Source organism: Mesorhizobium sp. GW821-FHT04C10, assembly GCF_059420305.1.
In genome coordinates, this window is the sequence record NZ_JBWKTL010000001.1 from 5,235,556 (window position 1) to 5,257,228 (window position 21,673).

The 21,673-nt window shown below is 62.8% G+C and carries 22 protein-coding genes; 5 read left to right on the plus strand and 17 right to left on the minus strand.

Going from position 1 to position 21,673, the window contains the following annotated elements; genetic code table 11:
* Positions 1-267: 267 nt before the first annotated feature.
* The 3 genes from AC07UC_RS25580 to AC07UC_RS25590 are packed head-to-tail and all read right to left on the minus strand — an operon-like array spanning position 268 to position 3,870.
* Complete coding sequence (locus AC07UC_RS25580; protein WP_494907807.1) at positions 268-1,428, minus strand: M20 aminoacylase family protein; 1,161 nt, start codon at positions 1,426-1,428, stop codon at positions 268-270.
* 4 nt (positions 1,429-1,432) lie between these two features.
* A complete protein-coding gene (locus AC07UC_RS25585; protein ID WP_494907808.1) occupies positions 1,433-2,665 on the minus strand; it encodes a Zn-dependent hydrolase in 1,233 nt (410 codons plus the stop codon).
* Entirely contained in the window at positions 2,662-3,870 is a 1,209-nt protein-coding gene (locus AC07UC_RS25590) for a diaminopropionate ammonia-lyase (protein ID WP_494907809.1), read from the minus strand. The genes AC07UC_RS25585 and AC07UC_RS25590 overlap by 4 nt, the downstream gene beginning before the upstream one ends.
* Before the next feature lie 104 nt (positions 3,871-3,974).
* Between AC07UC_RS25590 and AC07UC_RS25595 the strand changes: the two genes are divergently transcribed.
* On the plus strand, positions 3,975-4,454 hold the full coding sequence (locus AC07UC_RS25595) for an Lrp/AsnC family transcriptional regulator (RefSeq protein WP_494907810.1): 480 nt from the start codon (positions 3,975-3,977) through the stop codon (positions 4,452-4,454).
* A gap of 82 nt (positions 4,455-4,536) precedes the next feature.
* Positions 4,537-5,679 carry a flavin-containing monooxygenase gene (locus tag AC07UC_RS25600; protein ID WP_494907811.1) on the plus strand — a complete coding sequence of 381 codons (1,143 nt, stop codon included), beginning with the start codon at positions 4,537-4,539 and terminating at the stop codon, positions 5,677-5,679.
* A gap of 22 nt (positions 5,680-5,701) precedes the next feature.
* Here the strand turns inward: AC07UC_RS25600 and AC07UC_RS25605 are convergent, their stop codons facing one another.
* From AC07UC_RS25605 to AC07UC_RS25630, 6 genes are all read right to left on the minus strand, one after another.
* Positions 5,702-7,810 (minus strand): molybdopterin-containing oxidoreductase family protein, encoded by a 2,109-nt coding sequence (locus tag AC07UC_RS25605; RefSeq protein ID WP_494907812.1) that lies wholly within the window; start codon positions 7,808-7,810, stop codon positions 5,702-5,704.
* Positions 7,811-8,022: 212 nt separating this feature from the next.
* Positions 8,023-9,900, minus strand: a complete 1,878-nt coding sequence (locus tag AC07UC_RS25610) for an ABC-F family ATP-binding cassette domain-containing protein (protein ID WP_140768333.1) — start codon at positions 9,898-9,900, stop codon at positions 8,023-8,025.
* Between the two features lie 137 nt (positions 9,901-10,037).
* The gene (locus tag AC07UC_RS25615) at positions 10,038-10,496 is read right to left on the minus strand and encodes a Ros/MucR family transcriptional regulator (RefSeq protein ID WP_181179516.1); all 459 of its coding nucleotides are present in this window, start codon (positions 10,494-10,496) and stop codon (positions 10,038-10,040) included.
* Between the two features lie 152 nt (positions 10,497-10,648).
* Positions 10,649-10,852, minus strand: coding sequence for a hypothetical protein (locus tag AC07UC_RS25620; RefSeq protein ID WP_140768334.1), 204 nt, complete (start codon positions 10,850-10,852; stop codon positions 10,649-10,651).
* The gene (locus AC07UC_RS25625) at positions 10,845-11,771 is read right to left on the minus strand and encodes a DMT family transporter (RefSeq protein ID WP_494907813.1); all 927 of its coding nucleotides are present in this window, start codon (positions 11,769-11,771) and stop codon (positions 10,845-10,847) included. The genes AC07UC_RS25620 and AC07UC_RS25625 overlap by 8 nt, the downstream gene beginning before the upstream one ends.
* Before the next feature lie 45 nt (positions 11,772-11,816).
* Positions 11,817-12,653 (minus strand): hypothetical protein, encoded by an 837-nt coding sequence (locus AC07UC_RS25630; protein ID WP_202323135.1) that lies wholly within the window; start codon positions 12,651-12,653, stop codon positions 11,817-11,819.
* A 111-nt stretch (positions 12,654-12,764) separates the two neighbouring features.
* Between AC07UC_RS25630 and AC07UC_RS25635 the strand changes: the two genes are divergently transcribed.
* Positions 12,765-13,724 carry a LysR substrate-binding domain-containing protein gene (locus tag AC07UC_RS25635; RefSeq protein WP_202323136.1) on the plus strand — a complete coding sequence of 320 codons (960 nt, stop codon included), beginning with the start codon at positions 12,765-12,767 and terminating at the stop codon, positions 13,722-13,724.
* Between the two features lie 62 nt (positions 13,725-13,786).
* On the opposite strand, the gene AC07UC_RS25640 is transcribed toward AC07UC_RS25635, so the two are convergent.
* Positions 13,787-14,299, minus strand: a complete 513-nt coding sequence (locus tag AC07UC_RS25640) for a DinB family protein (protein ID WP_140768339.1) — start codon at positions 14,297-14,299, stop codon at positions 13,787-13,789.
* A 166-nt stretch (positions 14,300-14,465) separates the two neighbouring features.
* Here AC07UC_RS25640 and AC07UC_RS25645 point away from each other — a divergent pair, with 166 nt between their 5' ends.
* Positions 14,466-15,158, plus strand: a complete 693-nt coding sequence (locus AC07UC_RS25645) for a glutathione S-transferase family protein (protein WP_494907814.1) — start codon at positions 14,466-14,468, stop codon at positions 15,156-15,158.
* Between the two features lie 82 nt (positions 15,159-15,240).
* Here AC07UC_RS25645 and AC07UC_RS25650 read toward each other — a convergent pair whose 3' ends face one another.
* A complete protein-coding gene (locus AC07UC_RS25650; protein WP_244735173.1) occupies positions 15,241-15,636 on the minus strand; it encodes a DUF2934 domain-containing protein in 396 nt (131 codons plus the stop codon).
* A 174-nt stretch (positions 15,637-15,810) separates the two neighbouring features.
* On the opposite strand from AC07UC_RS25650, the gene ndk reads away from it, so the two are divergent.
* On the plus strand, positions 15,811-16,233 hold the full coding sequence (gene ndk / locus AC07UC_RS25655; protein ID WP_010915217.1) for a nucleoside-diphosphate kinase: 423 nt from the start codon (positions 15,811-15,813) through the stop codon (positions 16,231-16,233).
* A 61-nt stretch (positions 16,234-16,294) separates the two neighbouring features.
* On the opposite strand, the gene AC07UC_RS25660 is transcribed toward ndk, so the two are convergent.
* The 6 genes from AC07UC_RS25660 to AC07UC_RS25685 all read right to left on the minus strand — a co-directional run bounded on the left by AC07UC_RS25660 (position 16,295) and on the right by AC07UC_RS25685 (position 21,430).
* Positions 16,295-17,059, minus strand: a complete 765-nt coding sequence (locus AC07UC_RS25660; protein WP_494907815.1) for a YbaY family lipoprotein — start codon at positions 17,057-17,059, stop codon at positions 16,295-16,297.
* A 105-nt stretch (positions 17,060-17,164) separates the two neighbouring features.
* Positions 17,165-17,644 (minus strand): molybdenum cofactor biosynthesis protein MoaE, encoded by a 480-nt coding sequence (locus AC07UC_RS25665; protein ID WP_494907816.1) that lies wholly within the window; start codon positions 17,642-17,644, stop codon positions 17,165-17,167.
* Positions 17,645-17,649: 5 nt separating this feature from the next.
* Positions 17,650-17,907 carry a molybdopterin converting factor subunit 1 gene (moaD, locus tag AC07UC_RS25670; protein ID WP_494907817.1) on the minus strand — a complete coding sequence of 86 codons (258 nt, stop codon included), beginning with the start codon at positions 17,905-17,907 and terminating at the stop codon, positions 17,650-17,652.
* Between the two features lies 1 nt (position 17,908).
* On the minus strand, positions 17,909-18,505 hold the full coding sequence (pgsA, locus tag AC07UC_RS25675; RefSeq protein ID WP_140768350.1) for a CDP-diacylglycerol--glycerol-3-phosphate 3-phosphatidyltransferase: 597 nt from the start codon (positions 18,503-18,505) through the stop codon (positions 17,909-17,911).
* 97 nt (positions 18,506-18,602) lie between these two features.
* A complete protein-coding gene (gene uvrC / locus AC07UC_RS25680) occupies positions 18,603-20,672 on the minus strand; it encodes an excinuclease ABC subunit UvrC (protein WP_494907818.1) in 2,070 nt (689 codons plus the stop codon).
* Positions 20,669-21,430, minus strand: a complete 762-nt coding sequence (locus AC07UC_RS25685) for an SDR family oxidoreductase (RefSeq protein ID WP_494907819.1) — start codon at positions 21,428-21,430, stop codon at positions 20,669-20,671. Before AC07UC_RS25685 ends, uvrC begins: the two co-directional genes overlap by 4 nt.
* Positions 21,431-21,673 lie beyond the last annotated feature (243 nt).

The window sequence follows — 21,673 nt, forward strand, 5'->3', positions numbered from 1 at the left end:
CACCCCAAAGACCTGCGGCTTGCATGCCAGAAAGACCCTAATTTCCTGCAAGTGCGAATATTCTAAATTTAATTAGTGCTAATTTAGCAGGCGTTCGCCGCGAAGAAGAAGGCCGGCGCCGCTTGGGAGGTGTCTGATAGCGCCGGCCAGGCGGATATCAGGTCCGCCGCAGGGTAAGGCTAGCTGAGTCTTGCCGCTACGTCATGCGGGATCGCGGATCTCGGCCTTTTCGAGGCGTTTTCCCCCGCCAAATGCATCCGTAGCCTGTCAAACCTCAAGCCGTAGCCGGGCGATGGCGACATGGAAATTGGCGCCGAACAACAGCCCGTCATCGTTGAAGTCATAGCTGGAATTGTGGAGCGGTGCCGAAGCCTCGCCATTGCCGAGGAAGACGAAGCAGCCCGGCACGTGATCAAGGAAACGGGCAAAGTCCTCCGATGCCGTCATCGGCTCCCGGGCGACCGCGATATTGCCGGGCTCGAAGACATTTCCCGCGGCGGCGAAGGCCGCATCAACCAGTTCGGCATCGTTACGCAAAGGCACGAATTCGCGCGTATAGGTAACCTCCGCGGCAACATTGTAGGCAGCAGCGGTGCCCTGGGCGATGACGCGCATCTGGCGTTCGATCCCGGCGCTAACCTCGGGATGGAAGCTGCGGGCATCGCCAAGGATGCGGGCAAGACCGGGCAATGCATTGCGCGTGCCGTCGGTGATCAATTCGGTCACCGAAACCACCGCTATGTCGGCCGGGCTCAGCCGGCGTGAGACGATGGTCTGCAGATTGGTGACCAGCGCGCAGGCGGCGACAAGTGTCTCGTTGCCCGAATGCGGCCGCGCCGCGTGGCCGCCGAGCCCCTTCAGCACGATCTCGAAATTGTCCTCCGCCGACATCGCGGGACCGGCGCGGGTCTCGAAGTGCCCGACGGGAAGGCCGGGCATGTTGTGCAGGCCAAATATCTCGTCGAAGGGGAAGCGCTGCATCAGGCCATCGTCGAGCATGGCCAGGGCGCCCCTGCCCCACTCCTCTGCCGGCTGGAAGATAAAGCGCACGGTGCCGTCGAAACCGCCCTCGCTTGCCAGCAGCTTGGCCGCGCCAAGCAGCATGGCGGTGTGGCCGTCATGACCGCAAGCATGCATTATTCCTGCATTGCCGGAGCGATAGGGCGCGCTCGATTGCTCTGATATGCGCAGCGCATCCATGTCGGCCCGCAGCGCGATGGCGCGGTTGCCGCTGCCGCGCTTCAACGTACCGACGACGCCGGTGCCACCGACACCCTCGGCGACATCGTCGAGGCCGAATTCGCGCAGTTTGGCCGCGACGAAGGCAGATGTGCGTTTCTCCTCGAAGCCGAATTCCGGGTGCGCGTGCAGGTCGCGCCGCCAACCGGTCATCTCGCGCTTCAGCGTTTCGGGATCGAGTTCAGCCATGTCCTCACCCTTCGAGTTCGGCAAGCTCAGTGATCACATCAAGCAGGATGTTGGCGCCGGCAACAAGCTCTGCATCCTCGGTGTGCTCAAGCGGGCTGTGGCTGATGCCTCGGGCGCTCGGCACGAAAATCATCGCCGCCGGGGCGATGCGCGCGATCATCTGCGCGTCATGGCCGGCGCCCGAGGTCATGCGCCTTGAAACGAGCCCGCGCTTCCTCGCGGCGGTCTCGATCAGCTCGACCACTCGGCCGTCGAAGACAACCGGCTCGAAGCGCGCGAGCCTTTCGACCGTCACGGTGATGCCATCGAGAGTGAGGTGTTCCAGAAAGGCAGCCAGTGCCGCCTCCTGCGCCTGCAAGCGCTGCTCATCGGGATCGCGCAGATCGACAGTGAAGACGGCGCGCGAGGGGATGACGTTGATGGCGTTCGGCTCGAAGCGCATCGTGCCGACAGTGGCAACCGTTGGCGAATTGGAGGCCGCTGCCCGGTCATGCAGGAAGGTGACGACGCGTGCCGCGGCATATCCGGCGTCGCGGCGCATCGACATCGGCGTGGTGCCGGCATGGTTGGCGACGCCATCGAGGGTGATGCGTTGCCAGGAGATGCCTTGCAGCGTCTCCACCGCGCCGATTGGAATGCCTTCGCGCTCCAGGACCGGCCCCTGTTCAATATGCAGCTCGACATAGATGTGCGGCTTGAGAAATCCCGGTTCGCGGTCGCCGGCATAGCCGATGCGGGCGAGCTCCTGCCCAAGCGTGCTGCCGTCGGTCCCGACAGCGGCGAGTGCCGCCTCGACATCGACGTCGCCGGCATGGACCAGCGAGCCCATCATGTCGGGAGAGAAGCGTACGCCTTCCTCATTGGTGAAGGCCGCGACGGCGAGCGGGCGCGACGGCGAGAGGCCCGACGCCTTCAGCGTCTCGATCACCTCCAGCCCGGCAAGCACGCCGTAGCAGCCATCATAGATGCCGGCGTCGATGACAGTATCGATATGCGAGCCGATCAGCAGCGGCGCCTTGCCTGCGTTGCCGGCGCTTTGCCAGATGCCGAAAATGTTGCCGATACGGTCGATGGCAACATCGAGCCCAGCCTGGCGCAGCCAGCCGACGAAAAGATCGCGGCCTTGCCTGTCGGTGTCGGAAGCGGCCAGCCGGGTCAGCCTGCCCTCACTGTCGCGGCCGATCGCGCCCAGTTCTCGGATGCGGCCAAGCAGGCGCTGTGCATCGACGGCGATCATGGTGTTGCCTCGGCGGCAAGCTTGCCGGCCAGCACATCGGCCGGGCTCATGCCGACCAGTTCGGCATAGCGACGCGGGTCGGTGGCGCCTTCGGTGTTGATCACCAGCACCCGGGATTTGCCGTCAAGGCCGAGGTCGGTCTTGTTTTCGGCCATCGCCCGGATCAACCCGGCAAGGCCGACGCCGCCGCTCTCGCCGGCGACGATCACCGGATCGTCGCCGGCCGGCCGTGCCAGCCGCCGCATCACCGCGACGGCGTCGTCCTCGTCCACTGTCATGAAGGCATCGGCGGCGCGCGCCAGCACACGCCAGGCGACCTGCGAGGCCTCGTAGCATTCAAGCATCGCCATGACAGTTGGCTGATCGTGCGCCACCTTGACCACACGCCCAGCCACAGCGGCTGCGACGATGCATGCGGCACGCGCGGGCTCGACGACAGTGAAGGTTGGCCTGGCTTCGCCAAGCACGATGGCGAGATGGCCAGCCACCGCGGCGGCAATGCCGCCAACGCCGGCCTGGACGAAGACGTGGGTTGGCGGTTCGCTGAGCTGGCGCAGCGCTTCGCGCACGATCGCCGTATAGCCCTGCATCACAAGGCCAGGAATGCGTTCATAACCCGGCCATGACGTATCCGACACCACGGTCCAGCCCTTCTCGGCCGCGACTTCGGCGGCTTGCCTGACCGAATCGTCATAATTGCCGTCGACACGAACCATCTCCGCGCCATAGCGCGCTATTGCCGAGATGCGCTCGTCGCTGACCCCGGCATGGACAAAGATCACGGACCTGGCGCCGGCAAGCTCGGCGCCTTGCGCGACAGAGCGGCCATGATTGCCGTCGGTGGCGCAGGCAAAAGTCATCTTTGCGGCGACCGAGCGAACATCGGCTCGATCGAGATCACTGACATCGACAGAGCGGCCAAGGCGCTTGCCTGCCTGTTCCAGCACCAGTTGGAAGACCGCATAGGCGCCGCCCAGCGCCTTGAAGCTGCCAAGGCCGATACGAAAGCCCTCATCCTTGACATGCAATGCGCCAAGGCCGAATTCACTCGCCAGCGCCGGCAGCGCGTGCAGTGGCGTCATTGTGTGATTTTCACGGTGGGCAAGGAAGCGCTCGACCGTGTCCGCGCCCGTGACCCCGAGGATTTCGGCATCGGCCACATCAAGCGGCTTACCGTGCAAGGCATTGCGATTGAGTAGGAACACTGGCGGTCTCCTTGGCAGTCAGCGAGAATATATTGCAAGGCAGGCGCAAAGAGCGCTGTAATTAGGCCTTCAAAATGCAAGTTTCTTTCGCCGGGATAGCTCCATTGCCTCCATCGCCGCCCCCGCTCGACAGTTTCGACCTCGCCATCCTTGCCATCCTGCAACGGGACAATACCACGCCGCAGAGGCTGATCGGCGAAGCAGTGAACCTGTCGGCGCCAGCGGTACAGCGGCGCATCAAGCGCATGGAGCAGACCGGCGTCATCGCCGCCAATGTCGCGATCATCGAACCCGCGACAGTCGGCCAACCCATCACCATCTTCGTCGAGGTGGAACTGGAGAGCGAACGCACCGAACTGATCGACGCCGCCAAGCGGCAATTCTCCGAAACGCCTGAAGTGCAGCAATGCTATTACGTCACCGGCGAAGCCGACTTCATCCTCGTCATCACCGTGGCCGACATGGGCGCCTATGAGGCGCTGACGCGAAAACTGTTTTTCGGCAGCAACAATGTCCGGAAATTCCGCACCTTCGTCGCCATGGACCGCGTCAAGGTCGGGCTGACGGTGCCGTTGCCGGACTGAGCCTTGCCGGCAGGCAGGACTCCAGCCAGGCCCGCCATGCTTTTGACATTCTAAGGAAGCGAACTGAGCGGCGGAGGCGCGCTTGGACGACACCATCCCAGTTGCTATCATCGGTGCCGGGCCGGCGGGCTTGGCTGTTGCCGCATGCCTGCGCCAGGCCGGTGTCGACTTCATAATCATCGAAAAAGAGCAGCAGGCCGCACCCGCATGGCGGCGGCACTACGAGCGCGTCCACCTGCATACCACCAAGCGCTATTCGTCCCTGCCCTTCGCGCCCTTCCCGAAGCATTATCCACGTTATGTGCCGCGCGATCTCTTCGTCGACTATATCGATGCCTATGCGCAACGCTTCGACCTGCGACCCCAATTTGGGGAAACGGTGGAAGCGATCGCCCGCGAGAACCACGGCTGGCGTGTGGAGGCGACATCCGGCCCGGTGCGCGCCAGGCATGTGGTGATTGCGTCAGGCTACAATGCAGAGCCCTTGCGGCCCGGATTTGCCGGCATCGACGCCTTCACGGGCAAGACCTTGCACAGCGCCGACTATCGCAATGCCACGCCTTTCGCCGGTCAGTCGGTGCTGGTCGTCGGCATGGGCAACACCGGCGCGGAGATTGCGCTCGACTTGGCCGAAAACGGCGCACGACCGACGATTTCCGTGCGCGGCGGCGTTCATATCGTGCCGCGTGAACTGTTCGGCGTGCCCATCCAGATGGTTGGCATGGCGGCGCGGCTGGGGCCGCAACGCGTCAATGACGTTCTCTTCCCCATCATCCTCGACCTGGTGCTGGGAAGGCCGGAAAAATATGGGCTCAAACGGCCGAGACAAGGACTGCTGCAACAGATTGCGGTCGCATCGCGCATTCCCGTGATCGATGTGGGCACCATCGACAAGATCCGCGAAGGCGCGATCAAGGTCGCGCCCGATATCGCCGAGATCTCGGAACGCGGCGCCCGTTTCGCCGACGGCAAGCACGGCGAATTCGACGCGATCATCTTCGCCACCGGTTTCCGGCCGGGCTATGCCAAATTTCTCGAGCCCGGCATCCAGCCGGGCCGCAGTGGCGTCACCGCACAGGCCTCGGATCTCGGCCTCTACCTCGTTGGCTTCCACAATGCGGTCACCGGGTTGTTGCGCGAGATCGCGATCGAAGCCCAGGCGATCGCCGACGACATCCATCACCGGCTGAACAGAAAAAAGGCCACCGAAATCCTGCCGGTATAGTCGGCCCAGCGCTTCGCCCGGCTCAACTTGCCTTGCGCAGCCAGACCTTGTTGTCGTGGAAGGCGGCGCCGCCATAGGGCGCCGGCGCATCAGCGCCGGTCAGCACATTGATGCCCTCGCCGCGCTCATGCGCGCTGTTTGGCCAGATGCCTTCGGCGATCACCACGCCGCGCTTGATGCCGTCGAAGAATTTCGCGTGCAGCACCAGGTCGCCCCGCCGGTTGCCAACCTCGACACGATCGCCATCGGCAAGTCCAAGGTCCGCCGCATCGTCGGGGTGCAGGAGCAGTGCGGGCCTGCCTTCCTTTTCCTTCGACACCGGCGTCTCGGCAAAGGTCGAGTTGAGGAAGTTGCGCGCCGGCGAGGTCGCCAGCCGGAACGGATGCGCCTCGTCGGCGACCTCGATCAGATCGACATGGTCGGGAAATTCGGGCAGGCGCTCCACCGGTCCGAACAGGCCCATGCTCTTCGGCGGCCGGTTGGGAGCCGCCTGACCGGTCCAGTCGGCACGGAAACGGAATTTTCCATCCGCGTGGCCAAATCCTCTAATGAAATGCGCGGTCTCGAAATCAGGCTGCAAATCGACCCATTTCTGCTCCTTCAAGCTGTCGAAGCTGCCCAACCCGCGCTTGCCGAGAATGATGTCGATGTGCTGCTGTTCGGTCAGGCCAAAACCCGGCCGATCGGCGACACCCAGGCGCTCGGCCAGCTGCTCGATAACGAAATGGTTGGTTCGCGGCCCTTCCGGCGGGTCGATCAGCTTCGGACCGAGCGTGATGTGCTGGTTGCCGCCGCCCCTGTAAACATCGTCATGCTCGAGGAACATCGTCGCCGGCAGCACCACATCGGCGAGCTTGGCCGTGTCGGTCATGAATTGCTCGTGCACGCAAGTGAACAGGTCTTCGCGGAGAAAGCCCTGCTTCACCAGCCGCTGCTCCGGCGCGACATTTACCGGATTGGTGTTCTGGATCAGCATGGCCGTCACCGGCGGTCCGCCATAGAGCGCGTCGCTGGCACCGGTCAGCACCGGGCCGATGCGCGAATGGTCGAGATAGCGGATCGAGGGATCGCGCATCCTTGAGCCTTCCAGCACGTCCTGATTGAGCTTGAAGATGCCGGAATTGGAATGGAAGGCGCCACCGCCCTCATATTGCCAGCTGCCGGTGACCGCGGCGATGCAGGACGCGGCATGCATGTTCACCGCGCCATTGCGCTGACGGGCAAAGCCATAGCCGAGGCGGAAATAGGTTTTCCTGGTCGTGCCGACCAAGCGGGCAAAGGCCTCGATTTCGGCCACCGAAAGGCCGGTGATCGCGGCTGCCCATTCCGGCGTGCGCGTCCTCAGATGCTCTTCCAAACCCTTCGGGTCGTCGGTGTATTTTTCGAGATAGGCACGGTCGGCCAAGCCTTCCCTGAACAGCACATGCATGACCGCGCAAGCCAGCGCGCCGTCAGTGCCGGGCTTCAGGACCAGGCCCATATCGGCCTGCTTCATGGTCGCGTTTTCATAGACGTCGACGACGACGATTTTAGCGCCGCGTTCCTTGCGCGCCTTGATGGCATGGGTCATCACATTGACCTGGGTAACCACCGCGTTGGTGCCCCAGATCACCACGCAGTCGGATTTGGCCATCTCGCGCGGGTCGGGCCCGCGCAAGGCGCCCGCCCCCATCATCCAGCCGGTCCAGGCCAGATTGGTGCAGATCGACCCGAAGAAGCCCGAATACTTTTTGGCGTGGCGCAGCCGGTGGATGCCGTCGCGCTGAACCAGTCCCATCGTGCCGGCATAGAAATAGGGCCACACAGTCTCCGAGCCGTATTTCTCTTCGGCCGCGATGAACTTTTCGGCGACGAGGTCGAGTGCCGCCTCCCAGCTCGCTTCCTTCCACAGCCCGTCGCCCTTGGCGCCGGCCCGCACCAGCGGCTTCAGCAACCGGTCGGGATGATGGACGCGGTCGGCGTAGCGGGCGACCTTGGCGCAGACCACCCCCGATGTGTAGCTGTTGGCCTTGGCGCCATGGACTCGGCCGATGCGGTTGCCATCGAGCAGCTCGACCTCGAGCGCGCAGGTCGACGGGCAATCATGCGGACAGGCCGAATGGCCGATGCGAAGCTTGGCGTGCTGGTTCATGGGGGGTGTTTAGCGGGTTTTGCGGGTGGCGTGTAGGGCCAGAAGGAGCCTTCCCTTCTCCCCTTGCGGGAGAAGGTGGATCGGCGCGCAGCGCCGAGACGGATGAGGGGTGTTCCAGCGGAGTGAGGCGTTGGCGTTCCCTGGAACACCCCTCATCCGACCTCGCTTCGCGAGGCCACCTTCTCCCACAAGGGGAGAAGGAAAGAACGCTCCTACTCCGCCGTGCCTTCCTCATATTCAGCCGACATGGTCAGCCATTTTTCCTCGTGGCCGGCCAGCGTCTGGGCAAGCTGCGATCGTTCCTTGGCCAGGCGTGTCGCGGTCGACGGGTCCTTTTCGTAGATCGCCGGATTGGCCAACTCGTCCTCGATGCCGTCGATGCGCTTGCGGATGCGGTCCATCAGCGCCTCGGTGGCGCGGATTTCCTTGGCCAGCGGCTCGAAAGCGGCGCGGCGCGCGGCCGCGTCGCGGCGGCGGTCGGCTTTTGACGCCTTGTCGGCCTCGCGCTTGCCGCGGCGGTCGCCGGACACGCCGGTGACCAGCGTCTTGTAGTCCTCAAGGTCGCCGTCATACGGGTTGACCGCGCCGTCCTTGACCAGCCACAGCCGGTCGGCGGTCGCCTCCAGCAGGTGGCGGTCGTGCGAGATCAGGATGACGGCCCCGGGAAACTCGTTGAGCGCATGGATCAGCGATTCACGGCTGTCAATGTCGAGGTGGTTGGTCGGTTCGTCGAGGATGAACAGGTTCGGCCCCTCGAAGGCCGACAGGCCCATAAGAAGGCGCGCCTTCTCGCCGCCGGACAGGTCCTTGGCGGGCGTATTCATCTTCTCGGTGGTGAGACCGAACTGGGCGACGCGGCCGCGCACCTTCGATTCCGGAGCCTCCGGCATCAGCCGGCGGACATGCTCATAGGCGTTTTCCTCTGGACGGAGATCGTCGAGCTGATGCTGGGCGAAGATCGCCACCTTCAGCCCGGGCGCTACCGTCATCGTGCCGCTCTCCTGCTTGAGCCGGCCGGACAGCAATTTGGCGAAGGTCGACTTGCCGTTGCCGTTGGCGCCGAGCAGCGCGATGCGGTCGTCCGCGTCGATGCGCAGCGTCATCTTCTTCAGGATCGGCTGGCCTTCGGTGTAGCCGACATTGACGTTGTTCAGCGCAACGATCGGCGAGGCAACCGTCTTCACCGGTTCGGGGAAGGAGAACGGCCGCACCGAATCGTTCACGATGGCCGCGATCGGCTTCATCTTTTCCAGCGCCTTTATGCGCGACTGCGCCTGCCTCGCCTTGGAGGCCTTGGCGCGGAAGCGCTCTACGAAGGATTCCATATGCTTGCGGGCGGCTTCCTGCTTGACCCTGCCCTTTTCCTGCAATTCCTTCTGCTCGGTATACTGGCGCTCGAACTGGTCGTAGCCGCCGCGCCAGAAGGTCAGCTTCTTCTGATCGAGATGAACGATCGAATTGACGGCGCGGTTGAGCAGGTCGCGATCGTGCGAAATCAGAAGCACCGTGTGCGGATACTTCGATACATAGTTCTCCAGCCACAGCGTGCCTTCGAGATCGAGATAGTTGGTCGGCTCGTCGAGCAGCAGCAGATCGGGCTCTGAAAACAGCACGGCGGCGAGCGCCACGCGCATGCGCCAGCCGCCGGAGAAGGATGAGGCCGGACGGCGCTGCGCCGCATCGTCGAAGCCGAGGCCGGCCAGGATGGTGGCCGCACGGGACTCGGCCGAATGCGCGTCGATGTCGGCCAGCCGCATGTGGATGTCGGCGATGCGATGCGGATCGGTGGCGGTCTTTTCCTCTTCGAGCAGCGCCGTACGCTCAAGGTCGGCCTTGAGCACGATCTCGATCAGCGGCTCCTCGGTTCCCGGCGCTTCCTGCGCCACCTGGCCGATGCGCGTGTTCTTGGGCAGGCTGATCGAGCCTGTCTCGGAGGGAAAATCGCCGGTGATCGCCTTGAACAGCGTCGTCTTGCCGGTGCCGTTGCGACCGACAAGGCCGGCCTTGGTGCCGGCCGGCAAGGTCAGCGAGGCATGGTCGAGAAGCAGGCGCCCGGCCATGCGGAGCGAAAGGTCATTGATGATCAGCATGGCCGCGCTTTTGCACCGGACATCGACGCTTCGCAAGACCTTGCGGACCGGTTGGCCGCACAAGGTCTGAAAACGGCGCATGCAATTGCGCCGTCACAGCCGCCGATCAATGGCTCGCCGAGCCGGCCAGCAAGGCCTCAGGCCGTGGCCTTGCCACGCTTTGTCGCCTTGGCGACGGTGGCCGGTGCCGCCGGCTTGCGGCCAAGTCCCGTCGACTTCGCCAGCGCCGACCGGGTCGCCGAGTAGTTCGGAGCAACCATCGGATAGTCCGGCGGCAAGCCCCATTTGGCCCGGTAATCGTCCGGGCTCAAACCATAGTCTGTCCTGAGGTGTCGCTTGAGCGACTTGAATTTCTTTCCATCCTCAAGGCAGACGATGTAATCGGGAAACACCGACTTTTTCGGATTGACAGCCGGAACCAGGCTCGGGCTTTCCACGACGGCCGCGCCAGCCAGCTTTCGAACCGAGGCGCTGACGCTGGCAATCAGGTCAGGCAGGCCGGAGGCCGGAAGCGGATTGTTGCCTACATAGGCCGAGACAATATCGGCCGTCAGCTCGATAACGGTCTTATCCTCGATATTTGACAAATCTTTCATCCTATTTGCGACAAAGTCATCCACCCCAGCGAAGACTTTTGTCGATGTATCTCTTTAACCTCGTCCCCCAACGGGCCGCCAAGTTCCAAAACGAATCAAGACTTGGCGTCAACTACTTTTATGGAAAATCGACGTCACGCAAATTAGAAAATCTAATACTTGGAAGCGGCAGACTTGGTCGTCCGGCCGTCGGCCAATATCTCAAGAATACGCTTCCAGCGGGCACAGCGCCCGAAATCCTTCTGTTCAATCGCCTTTTCGGCCTTCATCGCTGCGTAAAGCGGTGCCTCGATGCCGAATTCCTTGATCAGCCAATGCGCTTCCTGCCTGGCGAGACGTTCATTTTCGTCAAACATGGTCTTGTGCCTCCGAACGTTCCAGGCCGATCGCTATACAACTGCCGATGACAAGGACGGCTCCGGCGATAGCGGTCGTCGTCAGTCGTTCGCCGGACAGGGTCAGCAGCAACGTCGACGCGATCGGCGTGAGATAGGCGATGACAGCGACCTTGCCGCTGCCTTCGAGCTTCAAGGCGCGTGACCAGAGGTAATAACCCAGGCCCATCGGGCCGGCGCCAAGATAGAGCCCAAGGGCCAGATCCATGCCGGCGGGCCATGCAACGCCTTCGCGAGCCGACCATAAAAGTGTCAAGGCGATGCCGACCAGCGACGAGGGCAGCAACAGGCGCTCGGGCGAAGTGGCGAGCCGTCCCACCATCACCGAATAGAAGGCCATGCACAGCGCGGATCCGAACGCGGCGAAATAGCCGACGAGATCGCCCTGGAACCAGGCGCTCCCACGCCCGCCGGAAATCACCAGTGCGACGCCGACGAACCCAAGGGCCGCGGCAAGCCCCAGCAAAGCCGGACGCCGCGGATTTTCGAAGATGATCACCGCCGCGGCCACCATCAACGGCCAAGTGTAGGCCACGAGATTGGCTTCGATCACCGGCATCGATGCGAAGGCAACATATTGCAGCACCATGGTGCCGACCAGACCGATGAGGCCGACCGCGAGAGCCGCGAGCGCGGCACGGGGCGCCACTGGCGGATCCCTCTCCCGGCTCATGAACCGGATCAGGGCAAAGACCAGTGCGGCGCCCGCAAATTGCAGGAACTGCACCTGCGACACCGGATGGGTCGCCAGCAGGGATTTGCCGACCAACGCATTGGTCGACCACAAGGCCACCGCGCCGGTGGCGAAGACCAGCGCGGATATCGAGCCTGATCCATGCCGAAAGAATCGGCATGGGGCTCTATCTCCAGGCTCGACCATGATCTTGTCCGAAAACCGGGTCCCACTTTTCGGAATCATGGTTCGCTACCACGATTCCCGTGCCCCGCCCGGAACCTGTGCTTCGGCTGTTGGGGCGGGCGTCGGATGCTCCGCCTCGAACCGGCGATAGGCAGGCAACTGGTTGGTCCAGACATCTTCGGCGAGTTCATTGACCCACTCGCGGTCGTGGTCGTTGTCGGCGGCAAGATAGAACATGCGGTTGTCGTCGACATAGGGCTTGGCCACCGAACGCTGGTTGAGCACCAGTGTGACGCGCTCGCCATACTGGATCGGCGCCGTGCGATGCAGGACGCCAAGGAACTGCCCGAGTGTCGCGTAGTTCATCTTGTGATCGATGCGCATGATGCGGTTGCGCGGAATCTCGCGGCCGGATTCGAGGAGGGCCCGACCGGTCTCGGAATCGTCGCAATAGATCTCGAGATGGCCGCCGACCAGCGGATTGCTGATCGACAGCGGAATGAGTTCGGTGACCGGAACGCCGTCGCAATGCCACTCGACGGCGCCGTCCCTTGGATTCATGAAGGTGACGGTCGAGCCGACGATCGATAGCGGATAGGGCTCCAGCTTCGTGCCCATCATGTCTGACAGTCGCTCCAGGCGCAGCTTGTCGTGCAGCAATTCCTTGATTTCGGGGATGAAACGGTCAGCGCCAGTGATAAAGGTCAGGTCGAGGTGCTTGTGCACGGCATGGCTAGCCTTGAGCTTCAGGGCAGCCTCCTCGATTGCGGCAAGCAGGGCCGGATCATAGCCATGCAGATACTGCGCAACGCCGAAACTCGACACTTTCCAGGCGGTTTCATGTCCGATAATGGCCTCACGGCTCATCGCATAGCGCAGTTCGGGTATGGTGTGTGCGTTCATTGTACTTCTCCAAGTGGGGGCAAACACTTGGTTAACAGTCGATTAAATTAGTCCCCCCTGTAAAATTAGGAATGCTAGTGCTACCGTAAGCCCAGCTTAAGGTCGAAAGCCGTGCGTCTGCTCAGTCAGGTCAACCTCAATTCGCTGAAAATCGTGGAGAGTGCTGCAAGGCACGGCAATTTCACGCGTGCGGGCGAAGAGCAGTTCATCACCGCTTCCGCGGTCAGCCAGCGCGTCAAGAGCCTGGAGGACCAGCTGCGCTTCAAGATTTTCCAACGCGGTGGCAATGCGGTGTCGCTGACGCCGGAGGGTGAGACCTATGTCTCGCGCGTTCGCGAGGCGCTGGAGCGAATCGTTGCCGCCAGCATGGAAGCGACCGGGCAATCGCAAGAGCATGTGCTGAAAATATCCGTGCTGCCGACCTTTGCCGCACGCTGGCTGTTTCCGCGCCTGCCGCTGTTTCAGCGGCAATACCCCGATATCGTGATGCGGGTTTCGACTTCCTATGCCACGCATGAATTCACGACCTCCGATTTCGATCTCGAAATCCGCTATGGCGACGGCCACTTCAACGGGCTGCCATCCGATCTGCTGTTTCGGGAAGACCTGACGCCGGTGTGCAGCCGCAAGCTGTTCCATGAGGTACTCGGCGACAAGCCGCTGTCGAAGGTGACACCGGACGACCTCAAGCTCTTCACGCTGTTGCATTCCGATACCTGCACCCAGAACTGGCAATCCTGGCTGGCCTTCGCCGGTGCCAGCTTCGTGCTCAGCGAGACCAAGAGCATCTATTTCGACTCGTGCATGATGTCCTACGAGGCGGCCAATGCCGGAATGGGTTTCGCCGTCGCCAACCGCGCCTACATGGCCAGCGACATCCGCGCCGAAAGGCTGGTCGCTCCCTTTGCCGTCCACCACCCGAACACGGCCGGCTGGTATTTCGTCTCCCCGCACAAGAGCCTTGCCGCACGCAAGGTGCAGTTGTTCAAACAATGGGTCATGGCGGAAGCGGCCCTGACGCAACGTCAATTGGATAGCGAAATCAGAGACTTGGCTGCTGAGGCCGTCTGAAATTCGGATCGACCCTCATTCGTCCCTCGATGACGAGGCGAACCGCCCGCTTTCGAACTGGATCAGGCGAAAGCCCTGCCCTCCTCGGTGCGCTGGAAATGAGCCAGATCGAGCTGCACGGAAGGGCGACCGAGAACCGTCAGGATCATATGCGCCTGACCGCGATGATGGGTCTGGTGGTTGAAGACATGAGCCAGCGCTGGCGCCAGGCGCTGCGAGACGGTGCGCATGTCCGATACGGTCATATAGGTGAAGCGGCCCGACAGCGCCTTGTCGCTCAAGCCGGCGAGCCAGTCGATGATCCGCCGGTCCTCCGCCTCGCGCGCCGTTCTCAAATTCGGCAAGGCGCGGTGCAGCACGGCGTCCAGTGCCGTCGGCGCGTCGCCTTCGCCGGTGAAGCGCTTCATCCAGATGCGATCGGCGGCGAGCAGGTGATTGAGCGTGCCCATCAGCGAGCCGAAGAAGGCACCGACATCGCGATTGAATTCCTCCTCATCGAGATCGGCGGCGGCGGTATAGATGCGGCCATTGGCCCATTGATTGTACGCCGCAAACATCATGAAGTGCTGTTTCATCTTTTCTCCCGCCGCCCCGTCTCGGGGTGTCGGAAGCGATACCTAGAGCAATTCACCGTTTCACGGAAACGGCGAATTGCTCTAGCCTTGTTTTGACGCAATTCCGAACGGAAAACCGCTCGCACTTTTCCTGGAATTGCTCCAGACCGCAAAGGGACCCGCGCCAATGACCATTCTGCTTTATGATCTCGTCGGGCGTGACGAGAGCCGTCCGTTCAGCCCGCATTGCTGGAAGGCAACGATGGCGCTTGCCCACAAGGGGCTCGATGTCTCAACCGCGCCGACGCGTTTTCTCGAGGTCTCCACCATAGAAGGCGGCGCTTCGAAAAGCGTTCCGGTGATCCGCGACGGCGACAAGGTGGTCATCGATTCCTTCGCCATCGCGCTCTATCTCGACGAAGCCTATCCGGACCGGCCTACGCTGTTTGGCGGCGAAGGCGGCAAGGCGATGGCGCGCTTCATCGAGCGCTGGTCGCAATTGACCATCCATCCCTACGTCACCACGGCCGCGCTCACCGACCTCCATGCCATGCAGGACGAAGAGAACGCTGTATATTTCCGGCGGAGCCGGGAACAGCGTCTCGGCAAGCAGTTGGAAGATGTCGTCGCGGCACGCGACGGCGGGTTGGCGGCGTTTCGGGCTTCGCTTGAGCCGCTGCGCTCGATGCTGAGCTATCAGCCCTTCATCGGCGGTGCCTCGCCGCTGTTTGCGGACTATATCGTCTTCGGCGCGTTGCAATGGGCGCGCATTGCCACGCCCTATCAGCTGCTCGAAAACAGCGACGTGGTGGCGCAATGGTTCAGCCGCTGCCTCGACCTGCATGGCGGGCTGGGACGAAAGGTGGCTGCGGCGGCGTGACGGCCGCAAAACACCTGCCCTGCCCTCAAGGCAGATCGGGCGCCGTCAATCCATGGCGAAATCAGCGGCGGGATAGCTGGCCTTACTTGGCCGCCTTCTTTGGCTTGCTGGTTTTCGGCTTGCTGGCTTTCGTGGCGGCCTTTTCTTCCTTGGGCGCGGCCTTTGCCTTGCCAGCGCCAGATGCCTTCTTGGCTGGCGTCTTGGCCGCCGACGTCTTGGCCGCCGACGGCTTGCCCGCGTCCTCCCGATCGATGTCGGCCGCCGCCTGGTGCCAATGGCGTTCGTGGTGACCGGCTGGTTGCCCTTCTTCCTGCCAGATCTGATGTGCGCGATTGCGAATGCGCTCCTGACGATCGTCTGCCATGGTCATGTTGTCTCCATTCGGGCCGACTTCAGCGCGGCGCCGATACGCGACTATAGCAAGCAAAGCGTTGCTGTGCAGCCGTCTGATCCGGCCCAGGGAGCACCCGGCTGACATGGAAGCGTCCCGCAGGCCCGGCCCTTCGCTGTCGCTGCGGGCGTTCGTCGCTCGGAAAGCCAAGCAATTGGCTTTTCGTCCGCTTCGCGGACCGCTCCTCACCCCTTGGCAATGGGTCGGGCGGCTTGTATAGAGCCCGCCACTCTCAATTCCATTCTCAGACAAGGACGACCCATGGCGCTCGAACGCACCTTCTCCATGATCAAGCCGGACGCAACCCGGCGCAACCTCACCGGCGCCATCACCAAGATGCTCGAAGATGCCGGCCTGCGCGTCATTGCTTCGCGCCGTGTGTGGATGAGCCGCCGCGAGGCGGAAGGCTTTTACGCCGTCCACAAGGACCGCCCGTTCTTCGGCGAACTGGTCGAGTTCATGTCCTCGGCTCCGACGATCGTCCAGGTTCTGGAGGGAGAGAACGCCATTGCCAGGAACCGCGAAGTGATGGGTGCCACCAACCCGGCCAACGCCGCCGAAGGCACCATCCGCAAGGTTCACGCGCTGTCGATCGGCGAGAATTCGGTGCACGGCTCCGACGCGCCGGAAACCGCCGCGCAGGAAATCAAGTACTGGTTCTCGGACACCGAGATCGTCGGCTGAGCCGACATCGCCAAGTCCCATGCGAAAAGGCCGGCACCTCGCCGGCCTTTTTCATTGGCGGTCAGCTCGCGGCGCTGAAGCGAAGGATTTCGCGGCCGTCCTTGTCCGATATGGTGAGCTTGCCGGCATCGACCCTGTAGGCAGCCGCCCTGGCCAAGGCATCGAACAACGCCTTTTCCTCGGCCATCACCTCGGGCGCGCAGGCCTTGTAGGTCGAACCGATATTGCTGATCGCGATCGCCTGGCCATCGACCTTCGCCGTGGCAAAATAGGCGTTGCAGGGGCCACTGCCGCCAGCCTTGCCGGCCTCGCTGATCCTGAATGTCGCCTGCGGCGCGGTGATGGCGCCGATGCCGTCGACATAGTCGACCACCCAGAGCTGGCCAAAGACGGAAGCCGTCGGCTCGGTGCCTGACGCGACCATCTTGAGCATGATGCTTTGCGGCGCGTCGGTCAGCGGATCGAGCTGATGGCGCACATCGGAAATGAACATCAACTTGCCGTCGACAGTGATCCGCGCCTGCAGCGCATAGGTCATCTGTGACCGGATCGCCGATGGATCGAATTTGATCTCGAAGCTGATCGGCACCTGGCCGGTCGGCTTGATAGTCTGCTCGCCGATGACCCTGGCCGGCGCGTCGGCCAGCGAGACATCGACAAGCTGGACGGAAAGCACGGCGCTGGGCGGCAGGGCGATGCGCTCGCGATAGATCACCTCGCCCCTCACCGCCTTTTCGGCGGCCACGGACAGTTCCGGCACCGCCAGGATACCGATGATCAGAGGCACGAAACCGAAGACGAAGAACTCCGCGAGCCTGTCCAGCATGACCACCTCCCTTGCCCGGGATCGCCAATCCCCGGGCTGCCAATAGCTGACCACGCCGTCCATCTGGCCAAAGGATTGCGGTCAATGCATGGCTGCGACGGGGATTTATTCTGAAGGCGATTTCCAGCGCCCTGCCGCTTGGGCGTCGGCTTCCTTGGCCTCGACCCAGCCGCCCTCGGAGCCATCGGCGCGGTGCTCCTTCTTCCAGAAGGGTGCACGCGACTTCAGATAATCCATGAGGAAATTCGCAGCCTCGAACGCCGCCTGACGATGGGCGGAGGCGGCCACCACCAGAACAATATTCTGACCCGGGGCGATCTTGCCATGGCGGTGGATGACGGTGAGGCCTTGCAGCGGCCAGCGCTGAACCGCCTCAGCGGCGATACGACCAATCTCGGCCTCCGCCATGCCGGGATAATGCTCGAGCTCCAGTGCGGACAGGGCGCCCTGCTCATCCCGACAAAGACCGGAGAATGTGACCACCGCGCCAATATCGGCGCGGCCTTGCGTCATGCCGGCAATTTCGGCGGCGACGTCGAAATCCTGGCGCTGGATGCGCACGCTCGGCACCAGGACGGCCGACATGGGTATCAGCCCCCGGTCATGGGCGGGAACAGCGCGATCTCGCGCGCGCCCCAAATCTTCTCGCGGTGGTCGACATGTTCCTGATTGATGGCAACACGAATCACGTCGGGATACTGCAACGCGTGCTCGTAGCCCTCGCCACGTGATTGCAGCCAGCGCAACAGGTCGGCGACCGTCTCGATGCCCGCCGGCAATTCAACGTCTTCCTCCGATGTGCCGATCCGTTCGCGCACCCAGGCGAAGTAGATGAGACGGGTCGTCATCTCACTCATCCATGATGTGCTTGAGGCCGGCGCGGAAATAGTCGTAGCCGGTGTAGAGCGTGACGAGCGCCGCGATCCACAGCAGCACCAGGCCGGTTTGTGTGGTCAGCGGGAATATCTTGTCGCCGGCCGGCCCCGCCAGCAGGAAGGCGATGGCGACCATCTGGATGGTGGTCTTCCACTTGGCAAGCTGCGTCACGGGCACCGAGACCTTGAGCGCCGCCAGATATTCGCGCAGGCCCGAAACCAGGATTTCGCGGCACAGGATGATGATTGCCGCCCAGAGCGACCAGCCGGCGATGCCGGCATGGCGATCGGTGTCGGCCGCAAGCAGCAAAAGGCACGTGGCGACCAGCAGCTTGTCGGCGATCGGATCGAGCATCTTGCCGATGTTGGAGGTCTGCTGCCAGGCGCGCGCAAAATAACCGTCGAAATAATCGGTGATGGATGCGAGCAGGAAAATGATCAGCGCCGACCAGCGGGCGAAGTCGCTGGATTTGAGATGGCCTTCGAGAAAAAAGCACAGCACCACCAGCGGCACCGCGATAATGCGGGCGTAGGTCAGTATGTTGGGCAAGTTGAACGCGCGCTGGGCCATGTCAGGGGGACTCTTTCTGCCTGCGTACTCAAATCAGAAGCGAATGTAGGGGGTCAACAGGCCAGATTCGACTGACCAGCTGAAACTGCCGAATTTTTCAACTTTCGTGAAAATGATTGTAGACCAGCTTGGCGACCTGTTCGGAAATGCCGTCGACTTTCCTCAGATCCTCGATTGCCGCACGGCTGACCGCCTTGGCGGTGCCGAATGCCAGCAGCAGCGCCCGCTTGCGGCCGGGACCGATGCCGGCAATCTCATCGAGCGGGCTCTTGACCATTTCCTTCTTGCGCCGCGCCCGGTGCGAACCGATGGCGAAGCGATGGACCTCGTCGCGCAGTCGCTGCACGAAATAGAGCACGGGGTCGCGCACCGGCAGCGAAAACGAGTCCCTGCCCCTGACGAAAAAACGTTCGCGGCCGGCATCGCGGTCCTGGCCCTTGGCGATGCCGATGGCCACGACGCGGTCCTCGATGCCGAGATCGGCGAGAATCTTGCGCACCGCCGTCATCTGGCCCTGACCACCGTCGATCAGGATGACGTCGGGCCAGGCCGGGAAGCTGCCGGAGATGTCGTCATCGATATCATCGGCCGCCTCGCCTGCCGCGGCGTCGTCGGCCACGGCAACATCGCCATGCTCCTTGAGCAGCCGCGAAAAGCGCCGCTCCATCACCTCGCGCATCATGCCGAAATCGTCGCCCGGCGTGATCTCGGTCGAGCGGATGTTGAATTTCCGGTACTGGTTTTTGACAAAACCTTCCGGCCCCGCGACCACCATGGCGCCGACGGCATTGGTGCCCATGATGTGCGAGTTGTCGTACACTTCGATGCGCACCGGCGGTTTGGCCAGCCCGAAGGTCTCGGCGAAACCGGCAAGCAATCGCCCTTGCGTCGACGTTTCGGCCAGCCTGCGGCCCAACGCCTCCCTGGCGTTCTGAAGGGCGTTGTCGGTCAGGTCCTTCTTCTCGCCGCGCTGCGGCACCGAAATCGCCACCTTGCGGCCGGCGCGGGTGGAGAGCGCCTCGGCCAGCAGCTCCTGGTCTTCGACCCCACGCGACAGCAGAATGGTGCGTGGCGTCGGCTTGTCGTCGTAGAACTGCGCCAGGAACGAGCCCAGCACCTCCGATCCCTCCAGTGCCGGGTCGGCCTTGGGGAAATAGGCACGGTTGCCCCAGTTCTGGCCGGTGCGGAAGAAAAAGACCTGGATGCAGACCTGGCCACCTTCCTGATGGATGGCGAAGACATCGGCTTCGTCGACGGTCTGCGGGTTGATGCCCTGATGGCTTTGCACGTGCGACAGAGCCGCCAGCCGATCGCGATAGATGGCGGCGCGCTCGAAATCGAGGTCTTCGGACGCCTGCTGCATGGCGGTCGAAATCTCGGTCTTCACCTTCTGGCTACGGCCAGACAAGAAATCCTTCGCCTCGGAGACCAGTTCGGCGTAGCCCTCATGCGAGATTTCGCCGGTACAGGGGCCGGCGCAACGCTTGATCTGGTACAAAAGGCATGGCCGCGTGCGGTTCTCGTAGAACGAGTTGGTGCAACTGCGCAGCAGGAAGGCACGCTGCAGCGAATTGATGGTGCGGCCGACGGCGCCGGCCGAGGCAAAGGGGCCGAAATAGTCGCCCTTGCGTGACCGCGCGCCGCGATGCTTGTAAATGCCGGGCGAGACGTGATCGCCGGTCAACAGAATGTAAGGGAACGACTTGTCGTCCCGCATCAGCACGTTGAACCGCGGCCGCAAGCGCTTGATAAGGTTGGCTTCAAGCAGCAGCGCTTCGATCTCGGTGCGGGTGACGACGAATTCCATCGTCGACGTCTCGCGCACCATGCGGCCGATGCGGTTGGTGTGGAACCGGCCCTGCGCGTAGTTGGTGACGCGCTTCTTCAGGCTGCGGGCCTTGCCGACATAGAGCACGTCGCCGGCGGCGTTCATCATGCGGTAGACGCCAGGCGCATTGGGCAGCCGCTTGACCAGCGTCTGGATCACCTCGGCGCCGACCATGCCTTCGGCATCGCCGGCATGCGGCGTCCAGTCGATGGCCGTGAAGGCGACATCCGGGCCAGCTGGTTCGATGATCTCCTCCAGCGCCTCATCCTCGAGGTCGATTTCGGGAGGAAGATCATCGGCGCCGCCGCGCGCCTTGTTTTTGTGATCCAGTGGACTCATTCCGCCATGCCTGTCACATCGGGCGTCTGCCATGCAAGATGCTGGCCGCCATCAAGCGCGATCATCTGACCGGTGACCGAGCGCGCATCCCAGAGATAGCGGATGGTGGCGCCGAATTCAGGCAATTCCGGGCCGCGCTTCAGGATCAGGCCGGCGACCTGTGCGTCAAAATCGGAATCATCCTGGCGCATGTTCTTCAACGTCGGACCCGGACCGATCGCGTTGACACGAATGCTTGGGCCCAGCGCCTGCGCCAGCATCTGCGTTTGCGTCCACAGGGCGGATTTGGACAGCGCATAGGAAAAATAGCGCGGCGTCGGCCGCCAGACGCGTTGGTCGATGATGTTGACGATCAGCCCCTCCTGCCCTTCCGGCAAGGCGCGCGCGAAATTCTGCGCCAACAGCGCCGGCGTCCTCACATGAATGGCAAAGTGGCGGTCCCAGGCCTGCCAGTCGAAATCGTCAACGGAATCATCGACAAAGAGCGAAGCATTGTTGACCAGAAGCGAGATGGGTCCCAGCGCGACTTCCGCCTGACCGACGAGGTCGCTGACGGCATCCATATCGGTCAGGTCGGCGCTTACCACCGCAGCGCGGCCGCCGGACTGGTTAATCCCCGCGGCCAAGGCGTCAGCCTCACCGCGCGAGCGATTGGCATGGATGGCGACTGCAAAACCATGGCTGGCGAGGTCTTCGACGATCGCCTTGCCGATCCGTTTCGCCCCGCCGGTCACCAGCGCCGCGGTGGCTTTGCTCATCTTCAGTCAATCCTCAATTTCAGCACGAAAAGACGGCGCCGGCAAAATATGGCCCGCCATCCGTTAAATGGCGTTCGCACCTGGGGCAACATTGTGGCGAAACCGCCTGGCGGGCATTCAGACTCGCCTCATACCAAGGCCAGTCATATCCCCATATAGGGCGCTGGACTCCTTGCACCAAGCGGTGTGCAGCGCAACATGGCCAAGCTGCTGACATTTCGCTGTTGCGAAGATGCAACGTCA